Annotated in this window: 12 protein-coding genes; 3 read left to right on the top strand and 9 right to left on the bottom strand. The window is 28.1% G+C overall.

Annotated features, from left to right (window positions below):
* Positions 1-7 precede the first annotated feature (7 nt).
* Complete coding sequence (locus T483_RS0104820; protein ID WP_012060752.1) at positions 8-337, top strand: HesB-like protein; 330 nt, start codon at positions 8-10, stop codon at positions 335-337.
* A gap of 123 nt (positions 338-460) precedes the next feature.
* Here T483_RS0104820 and T483_RS0104815 read toward each other — a convergent pair whose 3' ends face one another.
* The 5 genes from T483_RS0104815 to T483_RS0104790 form a co-directional block, all read right to left on the bottom strand.
* Positions 461-1,132 carry a hypothetical protein gene (locus T483_RS0104815; RefSeq protein WP_026885819.1) on the bottom strand — a complete coding sequence of 224 codons (672 nt, stop codon included), beginning with the start codon at positions 1,130-1,132 and terminating at the stop codon, positions 461-463.
* 79 nt (positions 1,133-1,211) lie between these two features.
* The gene (locus T483_RS0104810) at positions 1,212-2,546 is read right to left on the bottom strand and encodes a vWA domain-containing protein (RefSeq protein ID WP_026885818.1); all 1,335 of its coding nucleotides are present in this window, start codon (positions 2,544-2,546) and stop codon (positions 1,212-1,214) included.
* 146 nt (positions 2,547-2,692) lie between these two features.
* A complete protein-coding gene (locus T483_RS0104805; RefSeq protein WP_026885817.1) occupies positions 2,693-3,781 on the bottom strand; it encodes an ATP-binding protein in 1,089 nt (362 codons plus the stop codon).
* 17 nt (positions 3,782-3,798) lie between these two features.
* A complete protein-coding gene (locus T483_RS0104800) occupies positions 3,799-4,578 on the bottom strand; it encodes a hypothetical protein (RefSeq protein WP_026885816.1) in 780 nt (259 codons plus the stop codon).
* A 568-nt stretch (positions 4,579-5,146) separates the two neighbouring features.
* On the bottom strand, positions 5,147-5,938 hold the full coding sequence (locus tag T483_RS0104790; protein WP_026885815.1) for a GTP pyrophosphokinase: 792 nt from the start codon (positions 5,936-5,938) through the stop codon (positions 5,147-5,149).
* Positions 5,939-6,141: 203 nt separating this feature from the next.
* On the opposite strand from T483_RS0104790, the gene T483_RS0104785 reads away from it, so the two are divergent.
* Together T483_RS0104785 and T483_RS0104780 are read left to right on the top strand one after the other, a co-directional pair.
* Positions 6,142-6,822, top strand: a complete 681-nt coding sequence (locus T483_RS0104785) for a DUF2225 domain-containing protein (protein ID WP_026885814.1) — start codon at positions 6,142-6,144, stop codon at positions 6,820-6,822.
* Between the two features lie 39 nt (positions 6,823-6,861).
* On the top strand, positions 6,862-7,815 hold the full coding sequence (locus T483_RS0104780; protein WP_026885813.1) for a methyl-accepting chemotaxis protein: 954 nt from the start codon (positions 6,862-6,864) through the stop codon (positions 7,813-7,815).
* A gap of 88 nt (positions 7,816-7,903) precedes the next feature.
* Here the strand turns inward: T483_RS0104780 and T483_RS0104775 are convergent, their stop codons facing one another.
* The 4 genes from T483_RS0104775 to T483_RS0104760 all read right to left on the bottom strand — a co-directional run bounded on the left by T483_RS0104775 (position 7,904) and on the right by T483_RS0104760 (position 11,974).
* The gene (locus T483_RS0104775; protein ID WP_026885812.1) at positions 7,904-8,782 is read right to left on the bottom strand and encodes an aldose 1-epimerase family protein; all 879 of its coding nucleotides are present in this window, start codon (positions 8,780-8,782) and stop codon (positions 7,904-7,906) included.
* Between the two features lie 189 nt (positions 8,783-8,971).
* Entirely contained in the window at positions 8,972-9,661 is a 690-nt protein-coding gene (locus tag T483_RS0104770; RefSeq protein ID WP_026885811.1) for a metallophosphoesterase, read from the bottom strand.
* A 27-nt stretch (positions 9,662-9,688) separates the two neighbouring features.
* Positions 9,689-9,949 (bottom strand): EscU/YscU/HrcU family type III secretion system export apparatus switch protein, encoded by a 261-nt coding sequence (locus T483_RS0104765; protein ID WP_026885810.1) that lies wholly within the window; start codon positions 9,947-9,949, stop codon positions 9,689-9,691.
* A 141-nt stretch (positions 9,950-10,090) separates the two neighbouring features.
* Positions 10,091-11,974 (bottom strand): flagellar hook-length control protein FliK, encoded by a 1,884-nt coding sequence (locus T483_RS0104760; protein WP_026885809.1) that lies wholly within the window; start codon positions 11,972-11,974, stop codon positions 10,091-10,093.
* Positions 11,975-12,221: the final 247 nt, after the last annotated feature.

Raw genomic sequence — 12,221 nt, 5'->3', positions numbered from 1 at the left:
TTTATATATGAAAAATGTTAATATAAGTGAAGAAGCTTACAATGAATTTAAAGCTTTTTTAGACGAAAATAAAATAACTGATTTCAATATTAGAATAAATTTTGCTGGTTATGCATGTAGCGGTCCAGTTTTTAACATATCTGTTTCAGAGGCTACTGACGCTGATGAAGTTGAAAAAATGAATGATATTTCATTTATATATGAAAAATCCCTAATAGAACAATTTGGTGGATTTATAATACTTTCTTCTGATGAAAATGAAGGTAATGGTTTAAGCTTAAAACCTGTTATCGCACCAGAAGGCGGATGTGGCGGTTCTTGCTCTGGATGCCACTAAAATCATAATAAAAAATCAAGAATAAATGAAGAATATTTATTCTTCATTTTTTTTGATTATAATTTTATACATACTTTACATTAACCTTGCAAAAAATTTCAACCTTATCTTACCATTATACTTTTATTTATTTGTACTATTTACTGTCTCTATTTTCCATTGCACATCCACATAATTATCACTTATTTTATATATACCTTCCAGCATATCTATCCAATAACGTTCTTTTATAACTTTACTTTCCTTATTTTCACCTGTAGCTCCCTTTAAATTTTCTTCATTAAATTCATTAAAATAATCATATGTTTTTGAAGAAATTTCATACATATGCTTAAAGGATTGTAAATCTTCACTTTCTAGCTGTATTTTACTTGATTCATTTTTCATCTCTTTACTTAAAGTAGATAACATATACTCCTTTATTTTTTCATTTATATTATTTTCCATTATCTTATCAGTTTTAATCACCTTGGAAAAAAAGGGTATTGCATTTTGAGTATATGCTCTATACTGTTGCCATAATTCTATTATGTCATTAGACATTTCATCATAATTTTTATAAAGTTTTAATAAATCTTCATTTTTTAGACTATTCTCTTCAATTCCTTTAGACAAAATATCCATATTACTTTCGTTTCTTTGCTTAAAATCCTCTATCTTAGTATAAGATTCCTGACCTAGTTTATATTTGTAATTATTCAATTTAAATAATACATATATATTAAGTATTATACTTACTACAAGAAGTATAGATAAAAATCTTGTATACTCTGTATTTTTCATTCCTTGGGTCAAGAATATCACTCCTCTATACTGTAATTTATTTTAACATATTACCTTATATTTGCCTATTTAAAATTAGTTAATAATTTTCCTATCTAGCCCAGTCATGTATAGCTTCATTTACCATCTTTAATCCAATATTTCCACCTGGGCTTTCTTTCTTTTCAGTATTTATTCTTTTAATCTCTCCATAAGCATTTTTTAATGATAATTCTTCATTCCCAGATATAACCCATATAGTTTTTTTGTTAATTGGCTTTACCTCAAGCTCTCTTTCTCCAACGCCATCTGTAAAATATATTAATACAGCACTTCTTAAATTATTTTCATTTATATATTTAAATACAGGTGTAAATTTCGTAGCTCCATTATCCTTACTTCTCTTTTTTATGTCATTCTCATTTCTTAAGTCATATACTTTTCTAATTTCACTATCACATTCGATAATTGTGATTTTATTTTTGACATTTGAAGTTATTGACAGTATTTCCACTAGTATCTTATGCATATCACCATCTTTCATGCTTGCACTTATATCTATCGCTACAATTAATTCGGTTTGACTTTTAGGAAGCCTTCCTCGTAAATCTAATCGTTCTGGCTGTCTTCTGTCCCTTCTTGTTATTGTCTTTTTATAACCTGATTTCACACTTGGAAGAATGTTCTTAAGAACGAGTTGCCAAGGTATTTCTGCCTTTTCTTTATAAGCTAGAATTATGTTTTCTAATCCTTTTGGAGTATTTTCATTATAGGCACTTAGAGCCGTTTTCTTAGTCAAATTACTAATATCTTCATCACTTATTTGAGCACTTTCCCATAAATCGTGGACTTTTGACATATCTACTTCATATTTTGAATCATCATCTTTATCAAATTTATCTTGTTTTATTCTAGACTTAATTGATTTATGAATCTCTTCTGCATATTCCTCAACGCTTCTATTTTCTTCAAGTGATAAATTATATTCCATATTAACTGTATCAAGTCTTTTGCTAAAGGCCGGTAGATCTTTTATATACTGATTAATTGAAATATCTAAAGCAACATTAACCGCTTCTTTGCTAAATCTAGTTTTCAATCTTCTTTCTCTTTCAAAATGCAAATTCATTATATGATATATTTCATGTTTAAATAATGCTGCCATTTCTTTTCTATTACAATCCAAAAACAAAAATGGATTAAAATGCATCTCAAATCTATCACGCTTTGGAATAGTTGCTATTGGAGCAGTTAAACTAGTATTTATTTTTCGTTGAACTCTAAGCATAAATTGCCCAAAAAAAACATCTTGAGTTTGTAATAAATATAATATATTGTCTTCAACTAACTCAAAGAAACTTCTTTTGTACTTGTCGCTAAATTCATCACCTTCATGCAATTGATATGCTTCTTTTAAAAGTTGCTGTCTTTTTTCTTCAAAATCCATACTCTCCTCCCCCTCTTTTATTGATTACTTGCAATAAACTTAATTTGTAATAGCAATTTTTAGATATAACTTTACTTTTCAAAGGAAACTCGACTCACGTTCGTTCGCTGAGTAAGTTCGATAAGCCAAATCATAGATTTGGATTCTCACTTAAATATATTAAAAAATGCTTCTAAAAACTCTTCATTACCCAGTAACTTTTCATATAGTCCACTTTCCTTATAATCTCTTTTTATTTCCTTCATAATACCAAGTCTCAAGTCTCTTGGGTATAAATTTAGAAGTTCTGAAAATAGCCTTAAATTCCTTTCTATCGGCATGTTTTCTAAATACCTCAACGAATTTTTTGACAATATGTATAATCTAGAATGATTTTCTTTTTCTACTTTTTCCTTTAGCTCAAAATTTAAAATATCACTACTGAATATATCTTCAACCTTTACTAAAGGTGTTTTTAAGTTAATTAAAAAATTCCCAAAATCATTTGCAATGCTAATTCCAACATTTCCTTTTACAACATTCAGTAAAGTATCTAAAGAGTATTTCCCCTTATTTTTCACAAATACTTTATATGCTTTTGATATTCTCTCCCAGCTCCTTGGAGTAGCTTTTATTGTCTCTTCTGAGTCAGGAGTATGTAGATATTCTGGAAATGTAGACAAAAATTCTATAATGTGTTCATCAATGTTTCCATCCTTACTCATTCCCCACTTAATCCATTCTTTAATATCAGAATCAAGCCTTACCCAAACAAATCTATCTTCTTGAGCCGGATCCATATCAACAACATCATATTGACTGCTATTAAAGCCATCATTTTTATTAGAAGGATTCATTGCTGCTATTACCTTAACTCTCTCATCCAATATATATCCGTTAATCTCTCTATTTAAGATAAGATTCATAAGTTCTTGTGCTACGGCATGATCGCATCTATTCAATTCATCTATAAATAAAATAACATTTCTATTTGTATCTTCATTTAATGCCTTTTTGACTTCAATCAATTTACTATGTGTAGCATATATAGTCATTCTATTTTCAACTACAGGCAGCCCACCTATTTCCCCTTCTTTTAACAAGTTCGCATCTATTGTAACAAGATAATGCCCATTTTCTCTTGCTATGCGCTTAACTAATGAAGTCTTTCCAACCCCACTTTCTCCTATAATTAAGGGTACATCATTTGATGCAACTATTAAATCTACTGTATTTAAACACTCTAAATAATTCAATCTTTTCGCCTCCATTCTTATATAGATAATTTATAATCTACTAACAATTTTTTAGCATTCTTGCTTCCATATTCTCTAACAAAATTAATTTTATCCATTTCCAAAACCTCTAGCTCTAGGAAATCTTCAATATATTTCTTACTAATATCTTCTTCTTTAATTTTTTCTTGAAGCACCTCAATTACTAGTGATACATCTATACTTTCATAAATATACTTAACTACATTTATGTTTTCATATATAAATTTCTTTATTTCATCTAAATCATAATTAGAAATATAATTTATAGCTTCTCCATTTAGCTCTATGGCTTTTATTTTAGCCATAAGGCTTGGATTTTTTATAAATCTAATTGCTACATAGTAGTTTTCTATAGCCTTAAGCTGAATCTTTTCAGAAGGATTATCTATATATTTAATTGCATCATAATCCCTGCTAACAGCTAATAATTGAAGTTCCTCGCTAGGGTTCTCTACAAATTGTATAGCCCATCCTTTAGTATTAATAGCTTCCTTTATCACCTTTTCAGTAGGATTATTTATTAATTCTAAAGAGTTCCACAAGCTCTTAACACACATTATAGCAATTTCTTCATCAACGTCTTTAATGTGTTTTACTGACAACGGAGTATTTGCAATAGCTTGTTTTTGCACCTCCTTACTAGGTTTCTTAATGTATTTAATATTGTTACCATTATTCTTAACAATAAATAATTCTAATTCCTCATCAACTTTGTCTAATTCCTGAATATATTCAGGATTGTTTTTCAATCTCAATAATAGTTGATCTCTATCCATTTTTATCTCCTTATTATATATATTAATTTCATGATATATTATTTCTATATAAAACATTATACTTGATATTGCTCACATATTCACTATGCCTAAATAATAAACACATTCTACTTTTATAATACTTAATAAATATTTAATATTAATATATCTAATTAATTTTTTACAACATACCTTATTCAATATTCTAGAACAAAATCGCTGGCAACTGTAGAGCCGGAGATATTTTTACGCATCTTCCTTTTCGAACACATATGAGAAAAATCTGCACATTAGATCCGGCAGCTATGCACTTATAAAAAGAGCAGTTATGCTACACTACTGAACTATTCTACATATAAAAACATTTTATACAGGCGAATATATTTTCTTTTTTATCCTCTTTTAAAAGAAAACCTTCAGAATAGTCTTTCTCATAATTTGTCCACGGATTGTCCAACAATATAATCTCCTAGAAAATAAAAAACTAGCTGCAGATATTTCTTTTAAATATTGAAAATCTACAGCTATATTTTAAATTATTCGAACAATAAAAAATACTTTACCTCATAAACTTAATGTACAAAAATTCTTAATCCGTATATTTTTCAATTTCTCTTTTAACAGAAAATAGTAAACTATTTAATTCCCAAACCTCGCCATCTTCTATTAACTTATTTAAAGTTTTTTGGAATCTGGCTGCCTCTGTTTCCTTACCTAGTGAAATTAAAGTTAATAATAAATTCATTATATTTGAAATCAAATGCGATTTAACCTCAAATAACTTTTGTGCATCTTTAATTTCATCTTTAATTTCTAACATCTCTTCATCTAATCTAAATGCTGCATCCGCAGATCTTTTAAGTTTTTCTTTCAATTGTTCAGGTATATGTTGCTTATATTTATAATTAAGAGAATGTTCTATAGTTGCCCAGAAATTCATTGCTAATGTTCTTATTTGAAATTCAGCCAAAATTTCTATTAATCCTTCTGCCATATTTACAGGATATTTTATTATCATATGATAACTTCTATAACCACTCTCTTTAACATTCCTTACATAATCCTTCTCATAAAGAATTTGCATATCTTTACGTTCTCTTAATATCTGCACAACTGTGTCTATATCATCAACAAACTGACACATTATTCTTATACCTGCAATATCCTCAAGCTCATATCTAATCCTATCTATTGGTATTTCAAATTTGTTAGCTTTCTCTAACATACTTGATACTTCTTTTACTCTTCCTGTTACAAACTCTATAGGTGAATATTCATTTTTTTTTCTATATTCTTTTCTAATTGATTTTAACTTAACTTTCAGTTCATCTACTGCTTGCTCATAAGGCATTAAGAAAACCTTCCAATCATTCATTGCCATTATATCACCCTTTAATACATTACTATCATTTCTCAATTTCATCCTTATCTATTATATCAAAAACTTTAAATTAAGTGTAATTAATAATAAATAAACTATTTAAAAAATATTCATAGACTATTTATGAATGCGTTTAATATGTTATAATCAATGTATAATATAGAATTTTATTCTAGATTGCATTTTTAATGGGGTGACTGAAAATGAGTGATACGAGTATATTAAATCATCTTTTTGACAAACAGATAGTCTGTCCTGTTTGTAATTCGCATTTTAAAGCTAAAACAGTTAAATCTAAGTCACCACGAGTTATTTCTAAGGATTCAGATTTCTTTATAAGATACTCTGTAGCAAATCCATATTTTTATGATGTATTAATATGTAATTCATGTGGCTACGCTGCAATGAGATCAGATTTTGAAAAACTAAAATTACATAAAAAAGAACTTGTTTTAAGCAACGTAACACCAAAATGGAAACCGAGAGAATATCCATATATCTTAGATGAGAAATTAGCAATTGAGCGCTATAAATTAGCCTTATTAAATGCTATGCTTATTGATTTACCAAATAGTACAAAAGGCATGATTTCTCTAAAAATTGCTTGGATGTATAGATTATTGGATAATAATATTCAAGAAACCTTATTTTTAAAGCAAGCTCTCGAAGGATTCAACAATGCTTATATGACTGAGATTTTTCCTATATATGGCTTACAAAGAGATTCTTTAATGTATCTTTTGGGAGAATTAAACCGAAAATTAGGAAATAATCAAGATGCATTACAATGGTACTCTAAAACTATTGTTAATACAAATTCTTCTTATAAAATTAAAGAGATGGCTCGCGTTGGAAAAGATTTAATTAAAACTGCCAACACATAAAAATATATTTTTATTTATCATTTCAAGGGGGAATATAACATGGGATTTTTTAACAAGAACAATAATAAAAATACTGCTATGACAGAAACTATTGTATCAAATGTTTCTAACAGTGGGGAAAACAATACTAACGCTAGTCAAAAAAATTTAACTAATATAAATGATTTAAGAGAAAAAGCTGCCTTAATTGATAATTCTATAAATAGCGCTTCATCTACTGCATCAGAATTAGTATCTTCTGCTGAAGCTCAAAGTAGAGAAATAAGCAATGTTAAGAATATTTTATCAGGTTTTCGTGCTAACATGGAAGACTTAGCTATTAACATTACTAATGTTCACATTAAGGTGTTAGATACTGATAAATTAGCTGATACGGGATTAGATACGATAGGAAATTTAGATACATCTCTAAACGAACTTGAAGACGCTTTCACAATATCAACTTCAACAGTAAATGCTCTAGTATCAAAACTTGAATCTGTAAACAGCATAACTGATTCTATAAGCCAAATCGCAAGCCAAACTAATCTTCTATCATTAAATGCAGCTATAGAAGCTGCAAGAGCTGGTGAAGCTGGTAAAGGATTTTCTGTTGTCGCAGGTGAAGTTAGAAAACTTGCAGAGAACTCAAAACTTGCTGTTCAAAGTATAACTAGTATACTTGAAGAAATTAAAATAGACATATTAAAAGCTTCTAATGCAATGAATTCTGGTAATTCAGCCTTAACAACTCAACATAACTCACTACAGGAAGCTAAAACTAGTTTTTCTGATATTAAAACTTCTATAGAAGATGCTACTGAAGAAATTAGCACTTGCATAGAGAATTTGACTACTGCTTCTGAAGCAAAGGATACTGTTATTAATTCTATTGATAACATAAGTGTTCTTTTCAAAGAACATGAATCTTTATCAAAAGAAATTATTACCGATCTTAATAACCAAGAAGATGCTATTAAAAAGATGAGTAATTCAATAGAAGATTTATCATAGATCTTAAAATCTATTTATTAATAAATAATAAAAGCTATCTAATATTTAAAGTTAGATAGCTTTTATTATCTCAATTATATTACAATTTCTACTCTTCAATAGAAATTATATAACTACAGTTAAATTCTTTTCCTTCTTCTAAGAACATTATTCCTTCTTTATCCTTAAGTTCTCCATTAAAATCTCCATAGTCAGCATGACCAAACCAAGGCTCTATGCACACAAATGGAGCACCATCAACTGGGGCCCATATTCCCATGTAAGGAAATTCATCAAATTCCATACTTAAAGACTTATTATGATTTTTGGATCTTATTGTAATTTTATTCGAGTTCAAATCATCGAATACTAATGCATCATCTTTAAATATATCTTTTTTAAGTTCAATAGTATCATTATTAACTAAATACTCTTTTCTTTCATGAGTAAAATATGTATTCTCATCGAAACACATAATTGAACTATTCTCTATCTTGTTAAACTTAAGATAATAATCTTCTAATATCTCTGTTTTTTCGATTGGACACATAAATGCTGGATGAGCCCCAATTGAAAAGTAAATTTTTTTATTATCTAGGTTGATAACTTTATAACTAACTTTTACAGTATTTTCTTTAATAGTATACGTCACCTGTAATGAAAACTTGTATGGATACACTTCAAGACTTTCATCTGAGAACTTTAACTCAAAAGTAATAGATTCATCACTTTGACTTAGCAAAGTAAATTGAGAAATTCTTGCTAATCCGTGAGATGGTAATTCATATTCCTTTTCATCAACTCTATACGTAGAATTCTTTAACTTACCTATTATGGGGAATAAATGTGGTGAGTGGTATTTCCAATATTCCGGATTACCATTCCAAAGATATTCAGTACCTTCCTTCTTGCCTGTTATAGAGTGTAATTCACCGCCATGCTCACTAGCAGTAATTTTAATTTTTTCATTTTCTAAGGAATAAATCATAAAACGTCACTCCAAATCTTATTATAGTTATGTAAATAAATATAATCTACTTATTCCATTCATGTTTATAATAATATATAAATACAATTACCTAATTGCTTATTATCAAATTATACAGATTAATTTTGAAATCCAACAAATTCCTTATTCATTTTTGTTACATTAAATCTTAAATTTATATTCCATGCTTTATAATATCATTTTAGGATTAAAATCTAGGTAATCCGCTGATGTTAATATATATTCTACTCCATCTAAATATCCATTTAATACTTTCCCAAGTAGTACTGGACCATGCAAATGTCCATATATAACTTTTTCTACTTTGTATTCTTTAATCATTCGTGTAAATTCAGATTCCTCAAATTTATCATTTGTAGGAGGATAGTGAAGCATAACAATTATCTTTTCAAATCCGCTATTTTTCGCAGCATCTAACGAGAGTTTTAACCTTATTTGTTCTCTAGTATATATTTTTTCATCCTTACTAGTATATTTATCTCCATCAGGACACATCCATCCCCTAGTTCCGCATATAGCATAATCTTCATAAGTATAAAAATTATTTTGGAGAAACTTAGTATTTTCATACATCTTATTTAATTTTGATATGCTTCCCCACCAATAATCATGGTTTCCTTTGCTTATAATCTTTTTGCCTGGTAATTCATTTATCCAATCTAAATCATATTTACTATCTTTCTCTTTCAAAGACCAGGATATATCTCCAGCTATAAGCACCATATCTTTTTCAGTTATATTTTTAAGCCAATTTTCTTTTATTTTATCAGAATGCGCTTTCCACTTGTCTCCAAAAATGTCCATTGGCTTTTCAACATTAAAACCTAAGTGTAAATCTGAAATAGTATAGAGTGCCATTTTTCTCACCCTCCGTGTTTCTTCTGTTTATAATCTCTTCTTATCCAAATCAGTAAGAAAAGCAATTACATGGGCTACTGCTTCATATAATTCTGTAGGAATTTCATCTCCAACATCTACATTACACAATAAATTAGTTAACTCTTTATTGTATACTATTGGTACTTCATTTTCCGTTGCTTTTTCTATTATTTTATCTGCAATATGCCCCATTCCTGCTGCTGTAACTACTGGTGCATCGCTATTAAATTCATATTTTAATGCTGCGGCTTTCTTCCTCTGATTCATATTCCTGTACACTCCTAACCGATATTTTCAACAGTTCCAAAATGTACAATTAAAGCTAAAATCCCTTCCGACCTAAAAGCATTATAATTAAGACTCCTTCATTGCACATTAACTGCTTATTTTAAATGAATACACTAATTATTATACCTTAATATCGATAGCAGAAATAGTTAAATCGTTAAAGAAATTTCTACAACTTACTAAGTCCACAGGCTTTTCTTTAATCGATACGCTTATATTAACAAATAACCCAAGTGTTGATAACCCATCTGCTAATTTAGATTTATTATTATTTAAAACAGATGCAAAATGATTTTCACATTTTAAATTTACATCAATTCTGTTATCTCTTAATGTCAAATATCCATCAACCTCTCCTAAATTAGCCGTTTTAACACTAACAACCATTTTTGCATTAGTTTTATCTATTCTTTTGCCATCTTTTCTATTATCCTTTATTATAAGCTTACATGGATATTCTTGATTATTTGCATTTATAGGAATATTTAAGTAATAATACTCATTGCTTATGGAATTGAATACCTTAATATCATTTATATTATTTTTTATCAGATCCATTATTTTTTCATACCCAGCATCCTTTAAATCCACATGAGCTATCAAGTTCTTAACTATATCCCTTACACCATCTATTTTAAATTTCATATCAGCTTTTATAGCTTCCTTGCTATCTAAATTGCTTCTTAATAGTAAATCTTCATTCTTCAAATCACCAAAGTTTTCCTTCGATAATGTTGATAATTCCTTAGGCTGTATATTGCCATTTCTATCATTAGATACACTTTCATCATAATTATCTTTTCCATCAATTCTATTATTTAATAGTTTATTGAATTCCTTATATTCGCTATCTGTAAGTTTGACTTCCCTACCTTCAATATTACTTAATAATGTTTCTAATTTATTTTTATTTGCTGATTCTATAAGACTTTCCGCTTGTGTTTTAGGCTCATTAGCATTTGTCATATTATTACCCATGGTTTCCTTTATTAGATCAACTATTTCTTTATTATTTAATTTCTCAATTAATGACAGCGGAAGATTTACTTTTTGAGTATTTAAATTGCTTTTTTCATTATCAGCAAGCTTTTGAGCTATATTTAGTTCACTATCTTCACTTCCCGCCAATGTTTTTAATACATCTAGTACATTTATTTTCCTATTTGAAGGATCATTTTCATTATACAACTTCGATGCTATTGCTTTGGTTGTATCTGTAGCATTCTTCATTAGGTCAAGTTCCTTATCTATTGTTTTATTTTTAACTACAGTCTCAAAATTATTATTTGGTGATTCTATAAAATTTAATGACTCATTCATTTTTTTTAGTATTTGTTCTATTGATGAATTTCCCTTAAATAGCTTATTAAAACTATCTATACTTTCTTCTGAAAAATCCAAATTGTTTTCTATAAATGTAAGTATATCTTCTTGTGACATATTTTTAAATTCATTTAAGAACTTGGTAAGCATCTCTTTAACTGCTTGACCTTCCTCGCTACCACCGGATATATTTTTACTTTGAAGATATGTTTGAATAAATGCATCTATTTCCTTGGGATTCGAACCTATCTTTCCATTAAATTGAATTAATCCTTTAATCAAATTAATATTATCTCTAGTTAGAGGAAGATTACGCTTAACCATCTGTTTTAAAATATCAATATCTTCCTTTGAAAGGCCTTCCTTATCAATTATTTCCTGAAAGCTTTCATCTCCAGTTGACTTTTCATCTGCAGAATCTTCAACTAGCTTTAATTTTAACTTTCCATTTTCAAATCCGTTTACTTGGAACTTAACTAACTTTAGATCATCCAAATTAATATTTCCTTCAAGTTCAGCGATAAATTGCCATCCATCGGATAACTTGACCGTAATATCTTTTCCATCTCCCTTTGCAACTACTCTCCCTGTAAAGCGTTCCCCTACTTCAAAAGTTAACTTGCTAGAAATTTTCTTTGTATTTATATTATATCCATTATTTATATTCCAAATTCCTGGCATATTATCTTCTCCCCTACTAATCTCATTTGTACTTTCCCGATCACTCTATTATACTTATCGTATGAACACAGCATAAGTTAACTAAAAAATAGAATGTTCTTAGTTACAATTTAAATAATTATATTTAAATATTATGTATTATTAATTTATTATAATCGTATATAAATAGATTATTATTGAGGTACAATATCACAGTATTTATACTTTCAAGTTTTAATATAATAAAAAATAAAGTGAAGCTTCCATT

Origin of the sequence: Clostridium beijerinckii HUN142, assembly GCF_000621745.1 — a bacterium.
Lineage (GTDB): Bacteria > Bacillota > Clostridia > Clostridiales > Clostridiaceae > Clostridium > Clostridium beijerinckii_A.
Note: the sequence above shows the minus strand (reverse complement) of the source record. Positions and strands in the feature narration are given on the sequence as shown.

What these genes read in the sequence shown, in the direction of transcription:
- T483_RS0104820 (WP_012060752.1), top strand. Translation starts at nt 8, where the DNA reads ATGAAAAATGTTAATATAAGTGAAGAAGCTTACAATGAATTTAAAGCT.
- T483_RS0104810 (WP_026885818.1), bottom strand. Translation starts at nt 2,546, where the DNA reads ATGGATTTTGAAGAAAAAAGACAGCAACTTTTAAAAGAAGCATATCAA.
- T483_RS0104770 (WP_026885811.1), bottom strand. Translation starts at nt 9,661, where the DNA reads ATGGCACTCTATACTATTTCAGATTTACACTTAGGTTTTAATGTTGAA.
- T483_RS0104785 (WP_026885814.1), top strand. Translation starts at nt 6,142, where the DNA reads ATGAGTGATACGAGTATATTAAATCATCTTTTTGACAAACAGATAGTC.
- T483_RS0104800 (WP_026885816.1), bottom strand. Translation starts at nt 4,578, where the DNA reads ATGGATAGAGATCAACTATTATTGAGATTGAAAAACAATCCTGAATAT.
- T483_RS0104765 (WP_026885810.1), bottom strand. Translation starts at nt 9,949, where the DNA reads ATGAATCAGAGGAAGAAAGCCGCAGCATTAAAATATGAATTTAATAGC.
- T483_RS0104760 (WP_026885809.1), bottom strand. Translation starts at nt 11,974, where the DNA reads ATGCCAGGAATTTGGAATATAAATAATGGATATAATATAAATACAAAG.
- T483_RS0104775 (WP_026885812.1), bottom strand. Translation starts at nt 8,782, where the DNA reads ATGATTTATTCCTTAGAAAATGAAAAAATTAAAATTACTGCTAGTGAG.
- T483_RS0104790 (WP_026885815.1), bottom strand. Translation starts at nt 5,938, where the DNA reads ATGGCAATGAATGATTGGAAGGTTTTCTTAATGCCTTATGAGCAAGCA.
- T483_RS0104780 (WP_026885813.1), top strand. Translation starts at nt 6,862, where the DNA reads ATGGGATTTTTTAACAAGAACAATAATAAAAATACTGCTATGACAGAA.